Source organism: Streptomyces sp. NBC_01017 (assembly GCF_045162795.1).
In the GTDB taxonomy this organism is placed as follows: domain Bacteria; phylum Actinomycetota; class Actinomycetes; order Streptomycetales; family Streptomycetaceae; genus Streptomyces; species Streptomyces machairae.
This window is the reverse complement of sequence record NZ_CP108683.1, coordinates 4,922,223-4,946,363: the sequence shown is the minus strand read 5'-3', so window position 1 is coordinate 4,946,363 and position 24,141 is coordinate 4,922,223. Positions and strand designations below refer to the sequence as shown.

General features: G+C 71.1%; 22 protein-coding genes. 12 read left to right on the top strand and 10 right to left on the bottom strand.

Annotation, left to right across the window (positions count from 1 at the left end; all coding sequences use genetic code 11):
- Positions 1 to 235 precede the first annotated feature (235 nt).
- Positions 236 to 856, top strand: a complete 621-nt coding sequence (locus tag OG331_RS22405) for a M23 family metallopeptidase (RefSeq protein WP_406198956.1) — start codon at positions 236 to 238, stop codon at positions 854 to 856.
- Between the two features lie 13 nt (positions 857 to 869).
- Here the strand turns inward: OG331_RS22405 and OG331_RS22400 are convergent, their stop codons facing one another.
- Positions 870 to 1,445, bottom strand: coding sequence for a TetR/AcrR family transcriptional regulator (locus OG331_RS22400; RefSeq protein ID WP_406198954.1), 576 nt, complete (start codon positions 1,443 to 1,445; stop codon positions 870 to 872).
- Between the two features lie 130 nt (positions 1,446 to 1,575).
- On the opposite strand from OG331_RS22400, the gene OG331_RS22395 reads away from it, so the two are divergent.
- From OG331_RS22395 to OG331_RS22385, 3 genes are all read left to right on the top strand, one after another.
- On the top strand, positions 1,576 to 3,177 hold the full coding sequence (locus OG331_RS22395; RefSeq protein ID WP_406198951.1) for an MDR family MFS transporter: 1,602 nt from the start codon (positions 1,576 to 1,578) through the stop codon (positions 3,175 to 3,177).
- A 102-nt stretch (positions 3,178 to 3,279) separates the two neighbouring features.
- Entirely contained in the window at positions 3,280 to 3,741 is a 462-nt protein-coding gene (locus OG331_RS22390) for a helix-turn-helix transcriptional regulator (protein WP_406198948.1), read from the top strand.
- A 44-nt stretch (positions 3,742 to 3,785) separates the two neighbouring features.
- Positions 3,786 to 4,220 (top strand): VOC family protein, encoded by a 435-nt coding sequence (locus OG331_RS22385; RefSeq protein WP_362383986.1) that lies wholly within the window; start codon positions 3,786 to 3,788, stop codon positions 4,218 to 4,220.
- 58 nt (positions 4,221 to 4,278) lie between these two features.
- On the opposite strand, the gene cseC is transcribed toward OG331_RS22385, so the two are convergent.
- The 5 genes from cseC to OG331_RS22360 form a co-directional block, all read right to left on the bottom strand.
- A complete protein-coding gene (cseC, locus tag OG331_RS22380; protein ID WP_406198946.1) occupies positions 4,279 to 5,787 on the bottom strand; it encodes a two-component system sensor histidine kinase CseC in 1,509 nt (502 codons plus the stop codon).
- An 11-nt stretch (positions 5,788 to 5,798) separates the two neighbouring features.
- Complete coding sequence (cseB, locus tag OG331_RS22375; RefSeq protein ID WP_406198943.1) at positions 5,799 to 6,503, bottom strand: two-component system response regulator CseB; 705 nt, start codon at positions 6,501 to 6,503, stop codon at positions 5,799 to 5,801.
- 91 nt (positions 6,504 to 6,594) lie between these two features.
- Positions 6,595 to 7,350, bottom strand: a complete 756-nt coding sequence (locus OG331_RS22370; RefSeq protein ID WP_406198940.1) for a hypothetical protein — start codon at positions 7,348 to 7,350, stop codon at positions 6,595 to 6,597.
- Positions 7,338 to 7,877, bottom strand: a complete 540-nt coding sequence (locus OG331_RS22365; protein WP_003999062.1) for a SigE family RNA polymerase sigma factor — start codon at positions 7,875 to 7,877, stop codon at positions 7,338 to 7,340. Before OG331_RS22365 ends, OG331_RS22370 begins: the two co-directional genes overlap by 13 nt.
- Positions 7,878 to 8,229: 352 nt before the next feature.
- Entirely contained in the window at positions 8,230 to 9,165 is a 936-nt protein-coding gene (locus tag OG331_RS22360; RefSeq protein ID WP_406198938.1) for an A/G-specific adenine glycosylase, read from the bottom strand.
- A 252-nt stretch (positions 9,166 to 9,417) separates the two neighbouring features.
- On the opposite strand from OG331_RS22360, the gene OG331_RS22355 reads away from it, so the two are divergent.
- Positions 9,418 to 10,953, top strand: a complete 1,536-nt coding sequence (locus tag OG331_RS22355) for a sensor histidine kinase (RefSeq protein ID WP_406198935.1) — start codon at positions 9,418 to 9,420, stop codon at positions 10,951 to 10,953.
- 52 nt (positions 10,954 to 11,005) lie between these two features.
- On the top strand, positions 11,006 to 11,665 hold the full coding sequence (locus OG331_RS22350) for a response regulator (protein ID WP_406198933.1): 660 nt from the start codon (positions 11,006 to 11,008) through the stop codon (positions 11,663 to 11,665).
- A 3-nt stretch (positions 11,666 to 11,668) separates the two neighbouring features.
- Here OG331_RS22350 and OG331_RS22345 read toward each other — a convergent pair whose 3' ends face one another.
- Positions 11,669 to 12,301: a phosphatase PAP2 family protein gene (locus tag OG331_RS22345; RefSeq protein ID WP_406198931.1), complete on the bottom strand. Its 633-nt coding sequence runs from the start codon at positions 12,299 to 12,301 to the stop codon at positions 11,669 to 11,671.
- A gap of 185 nt (positions 12,302 to 12,486) precedes the next feature.
- On the opposite strand from OG331_RS22345, the gene OG331_RS22340 reads away from it, so the two are divergent.
- Complete coding sequence (locus OG331_RS22340) at positions 12,487 to 13,296, top strand: hypothetical protein (RefSeq protein WP_406198929.1); 810 nt, start codon at positions 12,487 to 12,489, stop codon at positions 13,294 to 13,296.
- Between the two features lie 212 nt (positions 13,297 to 13,508).
- Here the strand turns inward: OG331_RS22340 and disA are convergent, their stop codons facing one another.
- Positions 13,509 to 14,633 (bottom strand): DNA integrity scanning diadenylate cyclase DisA, encoded by a 1,125-nt coding sequence (gene disA, locus OG331_RS22335; RefSeq protein WP_328425026.1) that lies wholly within the window; start codon positions 14,631 to 14,633, stop codon positions 13,509 to 13,511.
- Positions 14,634 to 14,714: 81 nt separating this feature from the next.
- Entirely contained in the window at positions 14,715 to 16,124 is a 1,410-nt protein-coding gene (radA, locus tag OG331_RS22330) for a DNA repair protein RadA (RefSeq protein ID WP_406198927.1), read from the bottom strand.
- A gap of 210 nt (positions 16,125 to 16,334) precedes the next feature.
- Here radA and OG331_RS22325 point away from each other — a divergent pair, with 210 nt between their 5' ends.
- Complete coding sequence (locus OG331_RS22325; RefSeq protein WP_406198925.1) at positions 16,335 to 18,122, top strand: BACON domain-containing protein; 1,788 nt, start codon at positions 16,335 to 16,337, stop codon at positions 18,120 to 18,122.
- Between the two features lie 22 nt (positions 18,123 to 18,144).
- On the opposite strand, the gene OG331_RS22320 is transcribed toward OG331_RS22325, so the two are convergent.
- A complete protein-coding gene (locus tag OG331_RS22320; RefSeq protein WP_406198923.1) occupies positions 18,145 to 19,011 on the bottom strand; it encodes a hypothetical protein in 867 nt (288 codons plus the stop codon).
- A gap of 74 nt (positions 19,012 to 19,085) precedes the next feature.
- Between OG331_RS22320 and OG331_RS22315 the strand changes: the two genes are divergently transcribed.
- The 4 genes from OG331_RS22315 (at position 19,086) to ilvD (ending at position 24,073) form a co-directional block, all read left to right on the top strand.
- Positions 19,086 to 20,018, top strand: coding sequence for a Ppx/GppA family phosphatase (locus OG331_RS22315; RefSeq protein WP_406198921.1), 933 nt, complete (start codon positions 19,086 to 19,088; stop codon positions 20,016 to 20,018).
- Positions 20,019 to 20,631: 613 nt separating this feature from the next.
- Positions 20,632 to 21,456: a sugar phosphate isomerase/epimerase family protein gene (locus OG331_RS22310; protein WP_406198919.1), complete on the top strand. Its 825-nt coding sequence runs from the start codon at positions 20,632 to 20,634 to the stop codon at positions 21,454 to 21,456.
- Complete coding sequence (locus tag OG331_RS22305; protein ID WP_406198917.1) at positions 21,453 to 22,079, top strand: TetR family transcriptional regulator; 627 nt, start codon at positions 21,453 to 21,455, stop codon at positions 22,077 to 22,079. Before OG331_RS22310 ends, OG331_RS22305 begins: the two co-directional genes overlap by 4 nt.
- Before the next feature lie 140 nt (positions 22,080 to 22,219).
- The gene (ilvD, locus tag OG331_RS22300) at positions 22,220 to 24,073 is read left to right on the top strand and encodes a dihydroxy-acid dehydratase (protein ID WP_406198914.1); all 1,854 of its coding nucleotides are present in this window, start codon (positions 22,220 to 22,222) and stop codon (positions 24,071 to 24,073) included.
- The last annotated feature ends 68 nt before the right edge of the window (positions 24,074 to 24,141 follow it).

Sequence of the window (24,141 nt, the reverse complement as noted above, 5' to 3'; positions counted from 1 at the left end):
ACAGGCAAATCGGACGTTAGGCATGAAAACTGGCTAGACCTTTTGGCGTCAGTGCTGGTTCGTCCGTATTAGGTGGTCTGTCAAGATGCGGGGATTTTTGGGGCGGAGTACTAGCGCTAGTCGTAGATAAGGGGTTTTGGGGTTCGGGGGGCCGGGGGTTACCAAGGGATGGCCATCCGGCGATTGCTTGTGCAGTCGGGTGGTTTTCTCTGTCGTCGTCCCCGTGAGGTTTCGAATGTCCCCGCGCTTCTCGTTCCGTTCGTCCCGTACGTCCACCTTCCGCACCCGTGCGGCTGTGCTGGCCGCCGGCCTGGGGGCCTCGGTCGTGCTGGGCGCCGGAGGCGCGGTCGCTGCCGAGATGAGCTCCGCCCCCGCTGCCTCCACCGCCGTCCAGGCGCAGAGTGCCGCCGCGAAGAAGGCCGCCGCCAAGAAGGCCGCCTCCTGGGTCAGCCCGGTGAAGAAGTACACGAAGTCCGCCAGCTACGCGCAGGCCGGCGGCATGTGGCAGTCCACCCACAGCGGGCAGGACTTCGCCGTCCCGAACGGCACCGATGTCATGGCCGCGCACGGCGGTACGGTCGTCAAGGCCGGCGGCAACGGCGCCGGTGACGGTCCCGCGTACGGCAACGCCGTCGTCATCAAGCACGGCAACGGGACCTTCTCCCAGTACGCCCACCTGTCGCGCGTCGACGTGAAGATCGGCCAGGTCGTCAAGACCGGCCAGCACATAGCCAAGTCCGGCAGCACCGGTAACTCCAGCGGTCCGCACCTGCACTTCGAGGTCCGTAAGTCCGCCAACTACGGCTCGGCCATCGACCCCGTGTCCTTCCTGCGGGCCAAGGGTCTGAAGATCTGAGTGACCGAGTTGTTCAGGCGCCCTTGTGCGCCTGGGTGATCAGGTCCGTGGCGACCTCGAGGATGGCCTTGCGCTTCTCCTCGGGGTCGCCTTCGAGGTCCTTCATGACGAACATCCCGGCGTGCATCGTGAACAGGGCGCTGATGCAGCGCACCTGGTCGACCAGGTCGGCGTCCGGGTCTATGACGATGTCGCGCATGCCGAGCATGCGGTTCTTGAACATCTCGCCGATGCTCAGATCGCGGACCGTCGCCTGGTTCTCCTGCATGAAGCGGAACAGCGGTGACGCGTCGGTCAGGACCTTGCTGTAGCGGCGTACGATCTCCTGCTTGGTCTCAAGGGTGTGCGGCTGCTGCCTGCCCCACTCGATCAGTTCCTCGATCGGCTTCGTCAGGTCCTCGAAGAGGCTGACGATGATCTCTTCCTTCGTCTTGAAGTGGTAGTACAAGGCCGCTTTCGTGACCTCCAGGCGCTCGGCGATCTCGCGCAGGGAGGTCTTCTCGTAGCCCTGCTCGGCGAAGAGTTCGAGGGCCACGTCCTGGATGCGCTGGCGGGTGTCCCCGCGGCGCCGCTGCTTGGTGCCGTCCATGGTGCCACCCATCCTCGTACGGCTCGGCTTTCCATAAAACTTACTTGACGCCCGGCTAGTTACGCGCCTAGGTTCCCTGAGTGTAGACAACTAGCCGGTCGGCAAGTAAGTAGCCGGGGGAGTGGGAACCATGGCGGACACCAAAGCAGTGGACACAGAGGCGGAGTCACCGGGCGAGCAGCCCAAGAGCGTGCGCGTCGTGCTGCTCGCGCTGATGATCACGATGATGCTCGCAATGCTCGACAACATGATCGTGGGCACCGCGATGCCGACGATCGTGGGCGAGCTGGGCGGGCTGGAACATCTGTCGTGGGTCGTGACGGCGTACACGCTGGCGACCGCGGCCTCCACTCCGCTGTGGGGCAAGCTCGGCGACATGTACGGCCGTAAGGGCGTGTTCATGGCGTCGATCGTGCTGTTCCTCATCGGCTCCGCGCTGAGCGGCATGGCGCAGGACATGGGGCAGCTCATCGCGTTCCGGGCGGTGCAGGGCCTGGGTGCCGGTGGTCTGATGGTCGGCGTCATGGCGATCATCGGCGATCTGATTCCGCCGCGTGAGCGGGGCAAGTACCAGGGCATGATGGCCGGCGTGATGGCGCTCGCGATGATCGCCGGGCCGCTCGTCGGCGGCACCATCACCGACCACTGGGGCTGGCGCTGGGCCTTCTACATCAACCTGCCGCTCGGGGTCGTGGCGCTCGCCGCGATCAGTGTCGTGCTGCATCTGCCGAGGAAGCGGGCGCAGGCGAGGATCGACTATCTCGGGGCCGGCCTGCTGACCGTGGGGATCACCGCGATCGTGCTGGTGACCACATGGGGCGGTACGGAGTACGCGTGGACGTCCGCGCGGATCATGGAGCTCACCGGGATCGGGGTCGCCGCGCTCGTCGGGTTCGTGTTCTGGCAGACCAAGGCGGCGGAGCCGGTGGTGCCGCTGCACATCTTCCGCAGCCGGAACTTCACTCTGATGTCCGTGATCGGATTCATCGTCGGGTTCGTGATGTTCGGGGCGACGTTGTTCCTGCCGCTGTACCAGCAGTCGGTGCAGGGGGCTTCCGCCACCAACTCCGGGCTCCTGCTGCTGCCGATGCTCGGGGCGATGCTGGTGACCTCGATGGTCGCCGGGCGTGTGACCACGAACACCGGGCGGTACAAGGTGTTCCCGATCGCCGGCAGTGCGCTGATGGTCGTCGGGCTCTATCTGCTGTCGACGATGGACACCGGGACGAGCCGGTTCATGTCCGGGGTGTTCATGGCCGTCGTCGGGTTCGGCATGGGCTGTCTGATGCAGATCACCATGCTGGTCGCACAGAACAGCGTCGAGATGAAGGACATGGGTGTCGCGTCCTCGTCCACCACGCTGTTCCGTACGCTCGGGTCCTCGTTCGGGGTCGCGATCATGGGGGCGCTCTTCAACAGCCGCGTGCAGGACGTCATGTCCGAGCAGGGCGGGGCGCTGGGCGCACGGGTGACCGAGCAGTCGGCTCAGCTGGATGCGGCGAGTCTGGCGAAGCTGCCGGAGGCTGTGCGGGGGGCGTACCAGCATGCGGTGTCCGCCGGGACGCACTCCGCGTTTCTGCTGGGAGCCGTGGTGGCTGTGGTGGCTCTTGTGGCGGCTGTGTTCGTCAAGGAGGAGCCGCTGCGGGGGGCGGGGCCGGCGTCTGACGCCGATGAGGGCTCTGCCGCCGGCGATGGCACGGGGGCCAAGGCGGTGGTGGTGGAGGCCGTCTGAGCAGGCGGTTCGTGTGGGGCCCTCGGTGACGTTTCGTCCCGGGGGCCTTCCCCTTGGTCGGCGGCCAGGGGCGGTGTCAGTGGGCCGTGCCACCATCGGGCCATGGGCAAGGTGCGGCAGTTGCGGTTGGCGAAGGACGCCATGGATCGGGAGTGGGCCGACCCGGGGCTCGACCTGGAGGCCGTTGCCGCGCACGCCGGGTACTCGCGGTATCACTTCGTGCGGGCGTTCAAGGCGGCGTACGGGCAGACGCCGGGGCAGTACCTGACACACCGGCGGATCGAGCGGGCCGAGGAGTATCTGCGGGGGGCCAATCTGACCGTGACGGAGATCTGTCATCTGGTCGGGTTCAGCAGCCTCGGCACGTTCTCGGCCCGGTTCAAGGCGCGGACCGGGCTGACGCCGACCGAGTACCGGGAGAAGCATGTCGGGCGGGGAGCGGCGTTGATACCGGGGTGCTACGCGATGTTGTGGGCCGGGGGATTCCGGCGCCGCGAAGGGGAGCGGCAGGGGGAGGGCAGGAGAGCAAGTTTGGAGAAGCCCCCTGATGGCGCCTCTGCCTAACGTGACGGAGAGAACAACCAGCCACAGCACGGGAGGGCACCGTCATGATCAAGGGCCTCGGCATCACCACCGTATGGACGTTTGACCAGCAGCGCACCAAGGCCTTCTTCACCGAGAAGATCGGTTTCGAGGTGCGCAACGACCTTTCCATGGGCGACATGCGATGGGTCACCGTGGGCGCCAAGGACCAGCCGGACGTCGAGCTCGCGCTGATGAGCCTCGACGGGCCGGGCCTCGACCCCGAGTCCTCCGAGGCGCTGAAGACGCTCGTCGGGAAGGGCGTCATCGGGGCCGGGGCGTTCCGGACCGACGACTGCCGGGGGGACTACGAGACCTTCAAGGCACGCGGGGTGGAGTTCATCCAGGAGCCGCAGGAGCGGCCGTACGGCATCGAGGCGATCTTCCGTGACGACAACGGCAACTGGTACTCGCTGACCGAGCGCAGTGAGGAGCTCGACTTCTCGAAGTCGTTCGGGTGAGCAGCCGCCGAGCCGCCCGAAAGCCGGCCCGACCGTCGGCGTCGGCGTCAGAGCAGGCCTACGGCAGTATCGGATAGCTTCCCGTGTTCGTCGGCGCGTGCTCCGGGAGCCAGAGGACGGCCACCGCGCCCTCCGCCGAGACATGCTCAGGGGCGCCCGCCGGCCGTACGTTGCGGAAGGTCAGGCGGGCACCGAGGACCCGGGCCTGACCTGCCGCGATCGTCAGGCCGAGGCCGTGGCCGTGGCCCGCGCGGTCGCTGCTGCCCGTGCGGAAGCGGCTCGGCCCGTCGGCGAGCAGGTCCTCGGGGAACCCGGGGCCGTGGTCGCGGACCCGGATGACCCGCCCCTCGACCGTGACCTCGATGGGCGGCCGGCCGTGCTTCGCCGCGTTCGCCAGCAGATTGAACAGCACCCGCTCCAGGCGCCGCGGGTCCGTCGTGACCTCCGACTCGTGGACGACCCGCACCTCGATATCGGGATCCTTGGCCGCGACCCGCCGGCTGACGAACTCGCCGAGCATGAGGTCCTGCAGCTCGGCCCGCTCCGAGGCGCTGTCCAGACGGGCCACCTCCAGGACGTCCTCCACGAGCGTGCGCATGGCTTTGGCACGGTCCAGGACCAGTTCGGTGAGCCGGCTGGGCGGCAGCAGCTCGGCCGCGGTCAGCAGACCGGTCACCGGCGTGCGCAGCTCGTGGGCGATGTCCGCCGTGACCCGGCGCTCCGCCTCCAGCCGCTGCTGCAGCGCGTCCGCCATCGCGTCCACCGCGCTGGCCAGATCGTCGGTCTCGTCCCGTACGACACCCCCGATGGCGTCCCGCACCCGCACGTCCCGCTCCCCGCTCGCGACCTGGTTCGCCGCGGCCGCCGCATTGCGCAGCCGGCGCGACAACTGCCCGCCGACGAGCACGCCGATCGCGCTGCCGCCGAACACGACCGCGATGGAGCCGATGATCAGTGCGTCGTCGAGGTCGTCGAGGATGTCCTCGCTGCGGTCGGTGAACCCGGTGTGCAGCGACAGGACATGGCCGTTGCTGAGCGGTACGGCCGCCCAGATGTCGGGCGTGCCGCCCGGCGTGTCGGCCACATAGGTCGCCCGCCGGCCCTCCTCGACCTTCTCCCGCAGCGCGGCGGGCAGCTCAGGGTCGTCGATCGTCGCGTTGGGGAAGTTCAACCGCTTGGACTGCTCGTAGCTGCGCTGGGCGATCTGGATCCGCTCGTCGGCGAGGTCGCGCGCGTTGTCCAGCATCGAGACCCGGGCCGCGTTGTGCACGACCAGGCTCAGCACGACCGCCACGAGCGCGCCGACCAGCGCGATCGCCGCGCTCAGCTTCCACCGCAGACCCGTGCGAATGGCCATACGGCTGCTCAGGCGACCGCGCCCGCGCGCGCCGCTGCGGCCGCGCGTACGACCACCGCTCTTACGGCCACCGCCGATGCGGCCGCTTACGCGCGTTCCCGCACCGATGCCTGCCCCGCCGCCACCGACGGTCGCGGCGTCGGCCGCGTCCGTGAGGCCCGCCGCGCGCACCACGCCGGACGGAGCCGGGCGTCTGAACATCCCCCGCATGCCCGCCCCGCTCAGGCCTTCAACTTGTAGCCGAAGCCACGGACCGTCTCGATACGGTCCTGGCCGATCTTCTGCCGCAGCCGCTGCACATGGACGTCGACGACACGGGTGTCCCCGCCCCAGCCGTAGTCCCACACGCGCTCCAGCAGCTTGTCCCGCGACAGCACCGTGCCCGGCGCCGACGAGAACTCCAGCAGCAGCCGCATCTCGGTCGGCGTGAGGGCGACCGGCCGGCCGTCCTTGCGCACCTCCATGCCCTCGGTGTCGACCTCCAGGTCACCGAAGGCCAGCAGCCCGCCAGTGGCGGCCGATTCGGCCTCCTCCACGCGGTCGGCGCCGCTCGCGTGCCCGAAGCGGCGCAGCACCGCGCGGATCCGCGCGACCAGTACGGCACCGTCGAACGGCTTGGTCACGTAGTCGTCGGCGCCGGCCTCCAGGCCCAGCACCACGTCGATCGAGTCCGCGCGGGCCGAGAGCATGATCACCGGCACCGTCGACTCGTCGCGGATACGGCGGCACAGGCTGACGCCGTCCAGGCCCGGGACCATGACGTCCAGCAACGCGATGTCCGGCCGGTCCGACCGGAACGCCTGCAGCCCCGACAGCCCGTCGGGCATGGCGGTGACCGCGAAGCCGTCCCGCTCCAGGGCGAGTTGGGTGGCCTCGCGGATGACGTCGTCGTCCTCGACGAACAGGACGTGGGTCTGGTCTGCCATCCCGGTGCTCTCAGTCCTCGTGTTCCGTGTGCCGTATGCCTTCAGGGGTGCTCGTCAGCGGTGCTCGTCCTCCGGGTGCGTCGACCGGACCTCAGCCGTCGGGCGCCGCCGACTCCTCGTCACTGCCGAGGGTGCCGTAGTCCGTGCGCGTCCTGAACTTCAGGACGAAGCGGCCGGAAGTCCACTCGTATGAGATCACGTTCTCGCTGGACGGGTTCGACAGCGCGTCGTCCTTCGCATACACCTGCTTGGTCACCACCAGGTAGCCGCGGTCGATCTCCGCGTAGACGGGCGGCTCCTCGGCCTTGAACACATTGCGGTACCCGCCACCCGACTCCCGGTAGACGTACGAGCCGACGCCGACCGCATCGCCGCAGGACAGGACGTTGACCACGATGTCGTCCGCGGGTCCGCCGGTCAGATCGCCGTACGACACATCGACGGGATAGTCGTCGGAGACGCACGGCTTCAGCTCGCGCTTGACCTCCGCCGAGACCGCGGGGTCCGCCTTGACCAGGCGGACGGCCTCCGTCCGGTCCGGCACCGCCGAGGCGGAGGCCGACGCCGAGGGCGAGGGCGCGAGCGTCGACGACGCGGCCGCGTCGCCCACCGAGTCGGCGTGGGCCGGCCCCTCGTCGCGGGCGCCGGTGCCGCCGGTGGCGCACCCGGAGGCGAAAAGGGCGAGGGCGACGACCACGGCCACCGCCGTGAACGCCGCCTGGAAGGTCCCCCGGACGGGGGCGGGCCCGGGCCGGGGTGAGTCGAGGTCCCCGCTGTCCCCGTCGGTGCCCCTGTCACCCGTTTCCGTGCGTCCGGTGCCGCCCGTCGTCGTGCCTAGGCCGCGCAACGCTCCCGCTCCTCACGCTCCAGCGCGCGTGCGTCCAGATCGCGGCTCTCCAGCTCCTCGCGGAGCCGGGCGAGCGCCCGGTGCAGCGTGCTCTTGACCGTTCCGGCCGACATGCCGAGGGCGGCGGCCGTCTCCTCCGTGGACATCTGCTCCCAGTGTCGCAGCACGACGACGCTGCGTTGCTTCGGAGCGAGAACCTTCATGATGTCCATCAGCAGGGCGCGGTCCGCGTGCTGCTCGGTGGAGTCGTCGACCGAGGCGTCCGGCAGCTGCTCGGTCGGCACCTCCTCCAGCTTCCGGGCCCGCCACCACTCGGTCCGCGTGTTGATCATGACTCGGCGCAGGTAGGCGTCCGCGAGTCGCTTGTCCGCTATGCCGTCCCAGCGGTGGTACGTCCGCACCAGCGCCGTCTGCAGCAGATCCTGGGCGTCCACCGGGTCCGGGACCAGTCGGCGGGCACTGCGCAGCAGCGCGTCCTGCCGGGTGCGGACGTACTCCTCGAACTCGAGCACCTCTCCCTGCGCCATGTTGACCGCCTCCGATTCCCCGTACCCGTCGGCTCGTTGGCCGCCGGTTGTCACTGCCTGTGGTTCGTAGTCGTCCCCGTCTGTCGGGTACGGAAATGAAGCTACGGAGGCGTTGTCACGGGGCTGTCCGAAGCAGCCTGCGGCTAGCGCTCGGCTGTCCGTCGGTTGTGTAACGGAAGCAGGAAAGGGATAAAACGGCAGGGGAGTTGAGAATGGGTATGGGGGGATTTGTCCACATTGTCACCGTGTGGCGGCCGTGTGGCGGCTGTGTCTTCTGTGTTGCAGACGCTCTACGGCTGTGAGGTGGCTGTGCGTCCGGGACGCGGCCGCCCGTCCGTGATGTGTCGGCGCGTCAGCTCAGCGGCAGCCGGTACATCCCGCCCTGCAGCGGCTCCACCAGACCGTCCGAGACGAGGCCGTCCAGGGCGCGGGCACGCTGCACCGGCTCGTGCCACACACGGTCGAGTGCCGCCTGCGGGACGGGCGCATGGGCGTCGCGGAGTACGGCGAGCAGCTTGCCGCGCACCTGACGGTCCGTTCCGGCGTACGTCTGACCGCGGCGCGGCGGGCCCTCGTGCTCCGGCTTGCCCGCGAGCTGCCAGGCGCACAGCGCGGTGATCGGGCAGCGGTGGCACGACTCGTTCTTCGCGGTGCACACCAGCGCACCGAGCTCCATGGAGGCAGCGGCCCAGCGCGCGGCGGTGCCCTCGTCGTCGGGGAGCAGCGCGCGGGCGAGCTTGCGCTCGGCGGCGGTGGTGGCGTTCGGCGGGTACTGCACGCCGGTCACGGCACGGGCGAGAACCCGGCGGACGTTGGTGTCCAGGACGGGATGCCGCTGACCGTAGGCGAACGAGGCGACCGCCGCGGCCGTGTACTCGCCGATGCCGGGCAGCGCGAGGAGCTGGGCGTGGTCGGTCGGTACGTCCCCGCCGTGCCGTTCCGCTATGGCGACGGCGGCGCCGTGCAGCCGCAGCGCGCGGCGCGGGTAGCCGAGCCTGCCCCAGGCGCGGACGGCCTCGCCGGGGGCGTCCTTGGCGAGGTCGGCGGGGCGGGGCCAGCGGGTGAGCCACTGCTCGTAGACGGGCAGGACGCGGTTCACGGGCGTCTGCTGCAGCATGAACTCACTGACCATCACTCCCCAGGGGCCGGCTTCGGGGCGCCGCCAGGGGAGGTCGCGGGCGTTCTCGTCGAACCAGTCGATGACGGTGGCTTGCAGCGGCGTGGCGAGGGGGGCGTCGCAGCCGGCGTCGGTGGAGTGGCTCTGCGGGGGCTTCGTTGGCGCAGTCATGGCCTTTCCGATCCTGCCACGTTGTGGGCGATCGGGTGGGTAGGTGGTGGTGGCGGTGCGTTTTGCGGCTGCGGCTGCGGCTGCGGCTGCGGCTGCGGCTGCGGCTGCGGGTGGACGGGTGGACGGGTGGACGGGTGGACGGGTGGGTGGGGGCTGGGGCGGCCTGGGGTGCCGGGACCGGCCCCGGAGAATGCGCAGCACCTGACGATCGACAGCAGTGGCCCCCCACCTCCCGCTTGTAGCGTCGGGCGGATGCAACGTCCTCGCACGTGGCGGGCCTGTCTCCTGTGGGCCGCCCTCGTGCTGCCCGCGCTCACGGCCGATCGGCTCGGGATGAACGAGCCGCGTGCCGTGTGGCAGCAGCTGGCCGGGGTGGCCGTGCTCGCCGCCGCGGTGGCCGTGGCCCGGTGGCGCCCCCTGGTGGCCTTCGCGCTCACGGCCGTACTGAGTCTGGTCGCCGCCCCGGCCCTGTTCACCGTGTCCTACGGTCCCGCGCTCGGCGTCTTCGCACTGCTGCTCGGTCTGCGCGCGGAACGGGTTCGGCCGGCCCTGGTCGCCTTCGGGGGCGTCTGCTGTCTCGGTACGGCGCGGATCGCGCTGTTCGGGGTCGATCCGGCCCCGGAGTGGGTGGTGCTGACGGGCACGTTGCTGTTCGGGTGTGTCTTCCCCTGGCTCGGTGGCCGGTACTGGCGGCAGAGCCGTCAGCTGACCGCGGCCGGCTGGAACCGGGCCGCGCGTCTGGAGGGCGAGCAGCGCATCGCCGAGGAGCGGGCCCGGCTGCGCGAGCGGGCCCGGATCGCCCAGGACATGCACGACTCCCTGGGCCACGAGCTGAGCCTCATCGCCCTGCGCGCGGGCGCCCTCCAGGTCGCTCCCGACCTCCCGGACCACCACCGCACCGCGGCTGCCGACCTGCGCGTGGCGGCTGCGGACGCCACCGACCGGCTGCACCGCATCATCGGCGTCCTGCGGGAGGAGAACGAGCCGGTGTCCCTGAGCCCGCCGGGGGAGACCGTCGAGCAACTCGTCACCCGCGCCGCCGAGTCGGGGCTGCCGGTCCGGTGGGGGAAGCCCGAAGGCGGTACGGCAGTGGCGCTGGAGCCGGGCGGCGTCGCCGAGCGGGTCCTGTACCGGGTGGTCCGCGAGGCCCTGACGAACACCGCCCGGCACGCGCCGGGCGCCGAGGTCACCGTGGTGGCGGCCAGGGAAGGGGGCGGTACGACGGTCACGGTGACCAGTGGGCGGGCCTCGGCGACGCAGCCCGCCTCCAGCGCCCCTCCTCCCCCTCCGGCGGAACCGGCCTGCAAGCCCTGCGCGCCGCCGTCACCGCGGTCGGCGGTGACTTCGAGGCGGGTCCCCGTGGCGACGGCTTCCGCGTGTGGGCGTACGTCCCCGAGCAGGGCGTCGCCACTGCCGTACGGCCGACGCCGGCCCCGTACGCCCCCTACACCCACGCCCGCCGCCGAGTCGTCCTCGCCCTCGTGGCCGCCGTCGCTGCCGGTGTCGTCCTCGTCGGCGGGGGGTTCGCCTGGTACGCGTACACGGAGACCCACTCGGTGCTGCCGCCCGCGGCCTACGCCGAGCTGCGGCTCGGGGCCTCGGGCGACGACCTCGCGCAGGTCCTGCCGGACCGCAGCGTGCGGGACGCGCCGGTGGACCGTGCGCCCGTGCCGCCCCCGGCGGGCAGCGACTGCCGCTACTACCGCGCGAGCGGCGAACTGCTCATCTCCGTCGACCACTTCAGGCTCTGCTTCGACGACGAGGGGCGGCTCGTCGCCAAGGACGTGATCCCGAGGGTGGGTCTGTCGCAACGCCCTTCCACAGATGAGGAGTTCGTACGGTGATCCGGGTACTGCTGGCCGACGACGAGGCGATGGTGCGGGCCGGCGTGCGCGCCATCCTGACGAGCGGCGGGGAGACCGAGGTCGTCGCGGAGGCCGGCGACGGGCGCGAGGCGGTCGAGCTGGCCCGGGCGCACCGGCCGGACGTGGCCCTGCTGGACATCCGTATGCCGCGCCTGGACGGGCTCGCGGCGGCCGAGGAGATCGTCCGCAGCGTCCCCGGCACGGCCGTCGCGATGCTCACCACCTTCTCCGAACAGGCTTACGTGGCTCGCGCGCTCGGCGGCGGCGCCACCGGCTTCCTGCTGAAGTCCGGGGACCCGTACGAACTGATCGCGGGCGTCCGGGCGGTGGCCGGCGGTGCGGCCTTCCTGTCTCCGAAGGTGGCCCGCCATGTCATCGACGGGCTCGGCGGCAGCGACGGCCGACTCGGCCGCGAGGCCGCCGCACGCGCACGCGTGGCCGCACTCAGCCCGCGCGAGCGCGAGGTGCTCGGACTCGTCGGCGCGGGCCTGTCCAACCCGGAGATCGCCGCCCGGCTGCATCTCGTCGAGGGCACGGTGAAGGCGTATGTGAGCGCGGTGCTGGACCGGTTGGGGGTGCGCAACCGCGTGCAGGCGGCGATCGTGGCATACGAGGCGGGCCTGGTGGAGTCGTGAGGCTCAGCGCATGCCGTACGCCGCGACCCGCTCGGGTCCCGGGCCCGTGAACCACCGCACGGCGGGCGCCGACGAGGCCCGCATCGCCTCCGCCAGCCGGACCGCCGGGCCGGTGCCGAGCCGTACGGCCGCCACGGCGGCGACCGTGCCGAGGACGAGGCCCGCCGCGACGTCGTGCGGATAGTGCACCCCGACGAAGACGCGGGAGAAGGCCATGAGCAGGGCCAAGGGGGCCGTCAGCCACAGGAGTGCCTGCCGGGTCAGGGCCACGGTGACGGCCGCGGCGCCCGCGATGGTGGCGTGGTTGCTGGGGAAGGACCAGTCGCCGGGCGGCGGACAGGCGGCGAGAGAGGCGGTCGCGTCCGGTATCGCCCGGCACGGACGTTCCTGCGTGACAACCGACTTGAGGAGCTCACTGCCGACGTACGCCACAGCCGTGGCCAGAGGTGCAAGGGCCGCGATCGCGAAGGCCCGGGTGGTGTCGCGTCTTGCTCGCCACCATGCGGCGACGAACAGGACGACGAACAGCAGCAGTCCGGCCTCCGTCCCTGTCTCGGCGGTGTGTTGTACCCACGTTGGGGTGTCATGGGCGAAGGCGGTGATGTCGCGGTAGAGCTCCGCGTCCTGAAAGTCCATGGTCACGGACCGTAGGCGGCGGGCCGATACCGTCACATCCTGCGATCGGCAGGTGTCGAGCCTGACGGAAGACAGGGGTCGGGCGGCCTCGCCGGGCGGTTTCCGGGATGATGATCCGGAAAAGTTGCAGCCTTCGGCGGCGGGTGGAGCAAGCTAGCGCGCCGATCTCTCGTACAGTTTGCGCCGTGGGATCTCTGCGCAATCCGGTCGGGCCGCTTCCCTCCTCCATCTACTGGCGTCGGAGGGCCGTAATGCTGTCTGTGGTCGCCCTGTTGGCCCTGCTGGCCACCTGGGTGCTCACCTCGGGCGGCGGAGGCGGCAAGAACGGCGCGGGCGGGTCCGACGGCAAGAATCCCGCGCCCTCGACGATCACACCGGGCCCGTCGAGTTCGGGGCCGGCGATCAGTGAGGCGCCGGGCGGGCGCGACGAGTCGCCCGGCGGTGGGGACTCCGACGGGTCGGGTGACGGCTCCGGATCGGACGACGACAGCGGGTCCGGGGACGATGCCGGCGGCTCGGGCAGCGGATCCGCGGGCGGCGGCTCCGGCGACGGTGTCGGCGCGGACGACGCGGTCGCCGCGGGCTCCACGCTGCCCGACTGTGTCACGGGCGCGGTGAAGGTGACGGTGCGGAGCCTGCGCAACGCGTACGAGCCCGGCCAGACGCCCGCCGTGCTGCTGACCGCGACGAACTCCTCCAGCTACGACTGCAAGGTCGACCTCGGCCCGAAGACCGCCGTGGTGACGCTCACCCAGGCGGGATCCGAGGACGACTTCTGGTCCTCAGCCGACTGCCCCAAGGTCTCCGGCAGCCTGAAGTTCCGGGTGCCCACCGGTGAGAGCATCACGTACACCGTGAAGTGGGACCGCAAGGCGAGCGCTCCGCAGTGCGCGACGCCGCCCGCGGGGGCGGCCCCGGCGGGGACGTATCTGGTGGAGGCCAAGACGCCCGGGTTCGGGACGGCGCAGACGTCGTTCGTGCTGGAGAACGACTAGCGGCCGTCAGCGGACAGAAGTCTGCTGAGCGGCCCGGCTAGGGCCTGTTGCGAAAGCGGCCTCTGCCGCGCGACGCCCGGCACGCGCTCTCGCCGCACCGCCCAAAAACCCGAGTACGCCCAGTACGAGGGCTTTCGGGCGGCACGCCGAGAGCACGCACCGGACGCCGCGCGGCCGCCCTTCGGGCGACGAGGCCACTTTCGCAACAGGCCCTAGACGTACCGCTCCAGGATCGAGCTCTCCGCCAACCGCGACAGGCCCTCACGGACGCTGCGCGCCCGGGCCTCGCCGACGCCGTCCACCGTCTGGAGGTCGTCCACGCTCGCGGCGAGCAGCTTCTGCAGGCCGCCGAAGTGCTCCACCAGGCGGTCGATGATCGCGCCCGGCAGCCTCGGCACCTTGGCCAGGAGGCGGAAGCCGCGCGGGGAGACCGCGGAGTCCAGCGCCTCCGGGGAGCCGGTGTAGCCCAACGCCCTTGCCACCGTGGAAAGTTCGAGAAGCTCGGCGTGGGTGAGCGCGTCCAGCTCGTACAGCGCCTCGTCGACCGTGCGGGAACGCTTCGCCGTCGGCTCGGGGACGTAGTCCCGCACCACGAGCTCGCGCTCGGGCTCCACGCCCGCGATCAATTCGTCCAGCTGAAGGGCCAGGAGACGTCCGTCGGTGCCGAGCTCCACCACGTACTCGGCGATCTCGGTCGCGATGCGCCGGACCATCTCCAGGCGCTGGGCGACCGCCGAGACGTCGCGGACCGTCACCAGGTCCTCGATCTCCAGCGCTGACAACGTTCCCGCGACCTCGTCGAGGCGGAGCTTGTAGCGCTCCAGGGTCGCCAGGGCCTGGTTGGCGCGGGAGAGGATCGCCGCCGAGTCCTCCAGGACACGGCGGTGGCCGTCGACGTAGAGCGCGATCAGCCGCATGGACTGGGAGACCGAGACGACCGGGAAGCCGACCTGCTTGCTGACCCGGTCCGCCGTGCGGTGCCGGGTGCCCGTCTCCTCGGTGGGGATCGTCGGGTCCGGGACCAGCTGGACGCCGGCGCGCAGGATCTTCGACAGATCCGACGACAGCACGATGCCGCCGTCGAGCTTGCACAGCTCACGCAGCCGCGTCGCCGTGAACTCGACATCCAGGACGAATCCGCCCGTGCACATCACCTCGACGGTCTTGTCGGAGCCGAGCACGATGAGTCCGCCGGTGTTGCCGCGGAGGATCCGCTCAAGCCCGTCGCGCAGGGCCGTGCCGGGTGCCACGGCGCTCAGTGAGGCGCGCATCAGGCCATCGGCACCGGAGCTCCCACCGGACTTTCCGGGAGCTGCTGCCCGGTCGTTGGCTGCCACTGCACTCCTCCGGTCGCAGGTTCTGGGGCGCCCCCGTTTCGCACATTCTGTTCGCACGGACGGGCGAGACCTGGGCAAAGTCTACCGGCGGTCCTCGTCGTCCCGTGGGGCCTCTCTGCGACGCGAGCGTGGAAGGACCCGCAGCGCGTCCCCTATGTCGGCCACTTCCAGCACCTTCATGCCCGCAGGGATCTTGCCCGGGTCGCCCGGTACGAGGGCGTGTGTGAAGCCCAGTCGGTGCGCTTCGGCGAGTCTGCGCTGCACGCCCGTGACCCGTCTGACCTCGCCCGCCAGGCCCACCTCGCCGATCGCGACGAGGTTCTTGGGGAGAGGTGTGTCACTCGCGGCGGAGGCCAGGGCGAGGGCCACGGCGAGGTCGGCGGCGGGCTCCGAGAGCTTCACGCCGCCCACGGTCGCGGAATAGATGTCCCGCTTGCCGAGGGCGCTGATCCGGCCGCGCTGTTCGAGGACGGCCAGCATCATCGAGACGCGGGACGTCTCCAGGCCGGACGTCGTACGGCGGGGCGAGGGGATCTGCGAGTCGACGGTGAGCGCCTGGACTTCGGCCACCAGCGGGCGGCGGCCCTCCAGGGTGACCGTCAGACAGGTGCCGGGGACCGGTTCGGCACGACGGGTCAGGAAAAGTCCGCTTGGGTCGGCGAGGCCCGTGATGCCCTCATCGTGCAGTTCGAAGCAGCCGACCTCGTCCGTCGTGCCGTAGCGGTTCTTGACGCCTCGTACGAGACGCAGGCGCGCGTGCCGGTCGCCCTCGAAGCTGAGCACCACGTCCACGAGGTGTTCGAGGAGGCGGGGTCCGGCGATTGCGCCGTCCTTGGTGACGTGTCCCACAAGGAGCGTGGACATCCCGCGATCCTTGGAGGCCCGGATCAGGGCGCCGGCGACCTCGCGGACCTGTGCCATGCCGCCGGGCGCACCGTCGATCTCCGGGGAGGCCACGGTCTGCACCGAGTCCATGATGAGCAGCGACGGCTTCACCGCGTCCAAGTGGCCCAGCACGGCGGCCAGATCGGTCTCGGCCGCGAGATACAGGTGGTCGTCGATGGCGCCGATGCGGTCGGCACGCAGCCGCACCTGGCTCGCCGACTCCTCGCCGGTGACATACAGGGTGCGGTGCTCGTCGCTCGCCGACTTGGCCGCCACGTCCAGCAGCAGCGTGGACTTGCCGACGCCGGGCTCGCCCGCGACGAGGACGACGGCGCCGGGCACCAGCCCGCCCCCGAGCACCCGGTCCAGCTCGGGCACGCCGGTGGGCCGCGCGGTGGCCTGCCGTCCGTCGACCTGCCCGATCGGCAGCGCGGACGTCGTCACCCGCCCCGGCGTCGTCGTGCGGACCGCGGGCGCGCCGTACTCCTCGACCGTCCCCCAGGCCTGGCACTCGGGGCAGCGGCCGAGCCACTTGGCCGTCTGCCAGCCGCACTCCGTGCAGCGGTAGGACGGGCGGTCCTTCGTGGACTTGGTACGGGCAGCCATGCGATGAACCGTAACCGAGCCCACTGACAACGCCGTACGGCTGTGCACAGCCGCTTCGGGTCGGTGCAATGCCTGCTCGGGGCCTTCTCGTCATGCACAAACCACGGAATCCGGAGCTCCTGTCCCCTATTGAGGGATCGTTTCACCCGTACGGAGTAAAACTGCTCAAGCGGGGAGAAGGCGCCCCCCGGGGCCGCCTACGGTCCACCAATGATGAGCAGCAGTCCGGAGACCTCGACCCGCACGGCCGGCGCGCACCGGGCGCAGCGGGAGGCGCGTGATCGCGCGGCGGCGCGCACGGTGGCGCAGCGGACGCCCGCGCGCTACGAGCCGTATCTGGACGGGCTGTTCACCTACTGCCTGTCCGTGCTGTGCGACCACGACACCGCGACCGCCGCCCTCGGCGACGTCCTCGCCCTCGCCGAACGGCGCGGGCAGCGCGTGCCGGATGCCGCCGCGGACCGACGGCCCTGGCTGTACGCGCTGGCCCGCTGGGCGTGTCTGCGCAAGCTGGCCGAGGCCAAGCAGAAACGTCAGGGCAGCCACGCGGCGGGCCGGACCGGCGCCCATCGGCAGACCGGGACACAGGCCGCACGGCCGGCCGTCGCCGAGGAGGTCCAGGAGCAGCGGCGCCGCGAACTGGCCCTGCTGGCCTGGCCGGAGGCCGCAGGCACCACGCCGGAGCAGCGCGAGGCCCTCGAACTCGCCGTACGCCACCACCTCGCCACCCATGAGGTCGCCGCCGTCCTCGGCATGGACCTGGCCGGCGCCCGCGAGCTGCTCGCCTCCGCCGCCTGCGAGGTCGAGCGCACGCGCGCGGCCCTCGCCGTCGTCGAGACCGGCGCCTGTCCGGGCGTCGCCCGGCTCACCGGCGACAACCAGCTCGTCCTCGGCACCGCCCTGCGCCGCGAGCTCGTCCGGCACGTCGACGACTGCCCGCGCTGCCGCCGTACCGCCGAGCGCGCGATCCCCGGCCGGTGGCCCGGCGCGGCCGTCACCCCCGCCGAACTGCCCGTCCTGCAAGCGCCCCGCGCGGCCCTGCACATGGCCCTTACGCACGCCCCACGCGCGCGGGGCGTGGCCGTGCCGCGCTTCGACCGGCGCGGGTTTCCGATGGACCCGAAGGATCGCGCAGCCCGCAGAGACCGGCTCCGCGCGCGTGCCGTCACGACGACCGTCGTCGCCACCGTCGTCGCCGCCCCCGTCATCGCCTTGTGGGCCGCCTACCGGGGTACGCCGACCGGCGAGGGCGTCGTCGACGGCACCTCGGCCAGCGCGAGCGAGGCGCAGGGCCCCGGCAGCCTCGACGGGGAGGCAGCGGGCGACGGCTACGAGAACGCGGGCAACGCGAGCACCAGACGCGGTGACAGTTTCGGCGACCGCGGCAAACCGGACGTCTCCGTGGAGGTCGTCAGCGTCAGCGGCGCGCGCGGGGCGGGCGCCGTCGGCCTGGAGGTGTCGGCCGGCAACAGCGGCGACACCACGCTCGTCACCCTCAGGGCGACGGGGCGTATGCCGGTGCGCTGGTCCGCGAGCACCGGTGCGCACTGGCTCTATCTGAGTCAGTCGGCGGGAACGCTGGCGCCCGGTGAGTCGTTGACGATCAAGGTGTACGTCGACTCTCTGCGGGAGCCGTCCGGGTACTGGAGCGCGCGGGTGGCGATCTCACCCGCCGGCGCCCTCATCTCCATCGAGGGGTACGGCACCGCCCCGAGCCCCTCCGGCCCGGGACAGGGCCCCGGCCCGAAGCCCAGCGACCCCCGTCCCACCGACCCGACCGACCCCGGGACCCCCAGCGAGCCGCCACCCTCGTCCTCGGGGCCCGATCCGACGCCGACGACCCCGGCTCCGACCGACCCGACGCCCAGCGACCCGCCGACCTCGCCCTCCGACCCGCCGCCCACACCGGGCGAGCCGTCAGAGTCCGGCCCGTCCGAGCCGGAGGGCTCGACGCCGCCGCCCAGCGGGAGCGGCGACCCGAGCCCCTCGGGGTCGTAGGACGCCGGCCCCTGCCCGGCTGTCAGCCGACGGGATCCGCCGGATGCGGCGCCAGCAACGGCAGCTGCGACGCCAGCCGCTCCTCGCACAGCTCGACCAGGCGGTCGTAGCCCGCCTTGCCCATCAGTTCGATCAGCTCCGGCCGGTACGACACGTACACCGGGTCGCCCGCGCCGTGCGCCGAGGTCGCCGACGTGCACCACCAGTGCAGGTCGTGGCCGCCCGGGCCCCAGCCGCGACGGTCGTACTCACCGATCGACACCTGGAGCACCCGGGTGTCGTCGGGCCGGTCGATCCAGTCGTACGTCCGCCGGACCGGCAGCTGCCAGCAGACGTCAGGCTTGGTCTCCAGCGGCTCGCGGCCCTCCTTCAGGGCGAGGATGTGCAGCGAGCAGCCCGCGCCGCCCGCGAAGCCGGGGCGGTTCTGGAAGATGCACGAGCCGTTGAAGGGGCGGGTCTGGCGGTCGCCGTCCTCGTCCTCGGAGATCCAGCCGTGCTCCCTGCCCTCGTCATGGTGCTGCCAGATCTCCGGCGTGAGCCTCGCCACATGTCCGGCGACCCGCTGCTCGTCGTCCTCGTCGGAGAAGTGCGCGCCCAGCGTGCAGCAGCCGTCGTCCGCGCGGCCTGCCTGGATGCCCTGGCAGCCGCTGCCGAAGATGCAGTTCCAGCGGGAGGTCAGCCATGTCAGATCGCACCGGAAGACCTGCTCGTCGTCCGCCGGATCCGGGAACTCCACCCATGCGCGTGCGAAGTCCAGGCCCTTCTCGTCCGGTTCCTGCTCCTGGGAGGGCTTCGTGGGCTTCTTCGACTTCATGGCTGCCTTCGCCTGCGAAGAACCCTTGGCTGATTTGGCCGTCTTGTCGTTCTTCGCCTTTTTCGTCTTTGGCACGCGTCCAGGGTACGGCGTCCGTACCTGCGGCTTCGAGGACGGAGGATCGACCAGGTGGCAGTAGCGTTCCGTACATGAGACTCGGTGTCCTCGACGTTGGATCCAACACGGTGCATCTCCTGGTGGTGGATGCGCACCCCGGCGCGCGCCCGCTGCCCGCGCACTCGCACAAGGCGGAACTGCGCCTTGCCCAACTCCTCGACGACAGCGGGGCCATCGGCCCCGAGGGCATCGACAAGCTGATCGGCGTCATCCATGAGGCGCTGCAGGCCGCCGAGGACAAGGGCGCCGAGGAGGTTCTGCCGTTCGCGACGTCCGCGGTGCGGGAGGCCACCAACGCCGATGACGTGCTCGCGCGCGTGAAGGCTGAGACCGGGGTTGAGCTGCAGGTTCTCACCGGTGCGGAGGAGGCTCGGCTGACCTTCCTGGCCGCGCGGCGGTGGTTCGGGTGGTCGGCCGGGAAGCTGCTGGTGCTGGACATCGGGGGCGGGTCCCTGGAGATCGCCTACGGCATCGACGAGGAGCCGGACGCGGCGGTGTCGCTGCCGCTGGGCGCGGGGCGGCTGACGGCCGGCTGGCTGCCGGGTGATCCGCCCGAGCCGGAGGACATACGCGCGCTGCGGCGGCATGCCCGCGCGCAGATCGCCCGTACGGTCGGCGAATTCACCCGGTTCGGCGCACCTGATCACGTGGTCGCCACGTCCAAGACCTTCAAGCAACTGGCCCGCCTCGCCGGCGCCGCCCGCTCCGCGGAGGGCCTGTACGCCCAGCGCGAGCTGAAGCGGGAGTCCTTGGAGGCGTGGGTTCCCCGACTGGCGGGGATGACGGTGGCCCAGCGGGCCGAACTGCCGGGGGTGTCCGAGGGGCGGGCGGCGCAGTTGCTCGCGGGGGCGCTGGTGGCCGAGGGGGCGATGGATCTGTTCGGGGTGGAGACGCTGGAGGTCTGCCCTTGGGCGTTGCGGGAGGGCGTGATTTTGCGGAAGTTGGATCACTTGTCCGTGGAGTGACGGTTGCCTCCGGCGGTTGGGCGGGGGTGCCTGCGGCGGCCTGTGGCTGTTTCGGTGGGGGTGCGTGTAGCGCCTGAGGGTGTGTGGTGGGTCGGGGCCGTGCCGGGGGGTGTCCGTCCTCGGACCGGCGGTCGGGGTCGGGCAGGGTGGTGCCGTTTCTTGACGCCGGCCACTGCGGGCGGGCACCCCCCGGCACGTCCCCTTGCCGCCGTGGGCGGGTGCGGCGCCGCGGGGGTACGCCACGACCGCGGTCGCTCCGTCGGTCACTTTTCAGCGCCGGTCCAGGCCTTTCAGCCCGTCCGGCGTTTGAGGACGAGGCCGTTCAGGCCGATGGGGGGTGCAGGGGGCGGAGCCCTCTGGCGGGGTCGAAGGGGCGGAGCCCCTGGGGTGGGACGGGTAGGGGCGGCGGGGGCGAGAACTGCTGCCGGGCGGCACCCTGGGAACCCGCCCGTCCCGCCCCGAACGAACCCCCCACGGCGTGAACCCCGCCACACTCCTCGACTCCACCCCCCGGCATACCCCCAGTTCGCACCCATGGCCGATTGCACCCCCTCCCAGAGCACTCACCCCCATCGGTTCCCCGACGCCCAGCACCGCCCCGTACGCTGTCCCCGTGGCAGAACCAGTGGTGCGCATCCCGGATGCGAAGGTCGCCCTGTCGACGGCTTCCGTGTATCCGGAGTCGACGGCGACGGCCTTCGAGATCGCCGCGCGCCTCGGGTACGACGGTGTCGAGGTCATGGTGTGGACCGACCCGGTCAGCCAGGACATGGAGGCCCTGCGGAGGCTGAGCGACTACCACCGCATCCCGATCCTCGCCGTCCACGCCCCTTGTCTGCTGATCACGCAGCGCGTGTGGTCCACCGACCCGTGGACCAAGCTCCAGCGCGCCCAGGCGGCCGCCGAGAAGCTCGGGGCGAGCACCGTCGTCGTACACCCCCCGTTCCGCTGGCAGCGCCAGTACGCCCGCGACTTCGTCGAGGGAATCTGGCGGATGGCGAACGAGACGGATGTGCGGTTCGCCGTCGAGAACATGTACCCCTGGCGCTATCGCGACCGCGAGATGCTCGCGTACGCCCCCGACTGGGACGTGACTAAGGACGACTACCGGCACTTCACGATCGATCTCAGCCATACGGCGACCGCCCGGACGGATGCCCTGCAGATGATCGACCGCATGGGCGACCGGCTCGGCCACGTCCACCTCGCCGACGGCAGAGGGTCGGCGAAGGACGAGCACCTCGTCCCGGGCCGCGGCACCCAGCCCTGCGCCGAGGTGCTGGAGCGGCTCGCCCTGACCGGCTTCGACGGTCACGTCGTCATCGAGGTCAACACCCGCCGCGCGATGTCCAGCGCCGAACGCGAGGCCGACCTCGCCGAGGCCCTCGCCTTCACGCGACTGCATCTGGCCTCGGCGATGAAGGTGTCCCGGCCGTGACCGGCATCACCCCGGGCGAAGGCGGGGTGGGCTCCCGACGCCGTGGCCGACCCCCGCGTACGGAATCGGCAGACACCCGCGACCGCATCCTGAGCGCCGCCCGTGAGGAGTTCTCCGAGCGAGGCTACGAGAAGACGTCCGTGCGCGGCATCGCGAAGGCGGCCGGCGTGGACTCGGCGCTCGTGCACCACTACTTCGGCACCAAGGAGCAGGTCTTCGAGGCGTCCGTGGAGGTCGCCTTCGCGCCCGCCTTCAAGGTGCGGGACGTGGTGCTTCAGGGGCCTCTCGACGATGTCGGTGAGCGCATGACGCGCTTCATCTTCGGGCTCTGGGAGAATCCGGTGTCCCGGAAGCCGCTGCTCGCCATCGTCCGGTCGGCGGTCAACACCGAGGCCGCTGCCGCCGTCTTCCGGCGGCTCGTCTCCGCCCAGCTGATGCGGCGCATCGCCGGCGAGATCGACGCCCCGGACGCCGAGCTGCGCGCCGAGCTCGCCGCCGCGCAGCTGGTGGGCGTCGCGATGATGCGGTACGTGATCAAGATCGAGCCGATCGCCTCGGTGGACGTGGAGCAGATCATCGCGCGCGTGGCGCCCGTCGTGCAGGGGCATCTCACCGGTCGGTGACGTGGCAGGTGCCTGTTCCGCGAGACATGCGTCCCGTATTTCGGACGCCTCGTCCCGCCCACTGGATGACCGGCGTACGCTCGTTAGCAGTCAGAAGTCTCTGATCGCAGTCTCTGCTGTCCCTGAAGGAGCGAGCGACGATGCCCGAGCTGAGGTCCCGCACAGTCACCCACGGCCGCAACATGGCGGGCGCCCGCGCCCTTATGCGCGCCTCCGGTGTACCCGGTGCGGACATCGGCCGGAAGCCGATCATCGCAGTGGCGAACAGCTTCACCGAGTTCGTGCCCGGTCACACGCATCTCCAGCCCGTCGGCCGGATCGTCAGCGAGGCGATCACCGAGGCCGGCGGCATCCCGCGCGAGTTCAACACCATCGCCGTCGACGACGGCATCGCGATGGGGCACGGCGGGATGCTCTACTCCCTGCCGTCCCGTGATCTGATCGCGGACAGCGTGGAGTACATGGTCGAGGCGCACTGCGCCGACGCCCTGATCTGCATCTCCAACTGCGACAAGATCACCCCGGGCATGCTGAACGCCGCGCTGCGGCTGAACATCCCCACGGTCTTCGTCTCCGGTGGCCCCATGGAGTCCGGCCGCGCCACCCTGGTCGACGGCACGGTCCGTACGCTCGACCTGGTCGACGCGATCTCCGACGCCGTGAACGACAAGATCTCGGACGAGGACATCCTCCGCATCGAGGAGAACGCCTGTCCGACCTGCGGTTCCTGCTCCGGCATGTTCACCGCCAACTCGATGAACTGCCTGACGGAGGCCATCGGCCTGTCCCTGCCCGGCAACGGCTCGGTCCTCGCCACGCACACGGCCCGCAAGGCCCTGTACGAGGACGCGGCCCGCACGGTCATGGACATCACCCGCCGCTACTACGACCAGGACGACGAGACGGTCCTCCCGCGCAACGTCGCCACCTTCGCGGCCTTCGAGAACGCCATGGCCCTCGACATCGCGATGGGCGGCTCGACCAACACGATCCTGCACCTGCTGGCCGCCGCCCAGGAGGCGGGCGTTCCGTTCGGGCTGGAGCAGATCAACGAGGTCAGCCGCCGGGTCCCCTGCCTGGCGAAGGTCGCGCCGAACGTCGCCAAGGACCGCACGTACTACATGGAGGACGTGCACCGCGCGGGCGGCATCCCGGCCCTGCTGGGCGAGCTGCACCGCGCCGGCCTGCTGAACGAGGACGTGCACGCCGTCCACAGCCCGTCCCTGTCGGACTGGCTGAAGACCTGGGACGTGCGCGGTGGCTCGCCCTCGCCGAAGGCGGTCGAGCTGTGGCACGCGGCCCCGGGCTGTGTCCGGTCGGCGGAGGCCTTCTCGCAGTCCGAGCGCTGGGAGGCGCTCGACGAGGACGCCGAGGGCGGCTGCATCCGCAGCGCCGAGCACGCGTACTCCCAGGACGGCGGCCTGGCGGTTCTGAAGGGCAACCTCGCCGTCGACGGGTGCGTGGTCAAGACCGCGGGTGTGGACGAGTCGATCTGGACCTTCGAGGGCCCGGCGGTCGTCTGCGAGTCGCAGGAAGAGGCCGTCGAGAAGATCCTCAACAAACAGGTGACGGACGGCGACGTCGTCGTCATCCGCTACGAGGGCCCCAAGGGCGGCCCCGGCATGCAGGAGATGCTCTACCCGACGTCCTTCCTCAAGGGCCGCGGCCTCGGCAAGACCTGTGCCCTGATCACCGACGGCCGCTTCTCCGGCGGCACGTCCGGTCTGTCCATCGGCCACGCCTCCCCGGAGGCCGCGTCCGGCGGCACGATCGCCCTGGTCGAGGACGGTGACCGGATCCGCATCGACATCCCGAATCGCTCGATCGAGTTGCTGGTCGACGATGCGGAACTCGCCCGCCGCGAGCAGGCGTTGAACGGGGCGTACGCTCCGAAGAACCGCGACCGCAAGGTGTCGGCGGCACTGCGGGCATACGCGGCGATGGCGACCAGCGCCGACAAGGGCGCGGTGCGGGACGTGAGCAAGCTGGGCTGAGCCCCGTCAGGGGCTCGTGAGGTATTACGAGGGTTCCTGAGGTTCCTTGAGGGGCCGTCTCTTCGGAG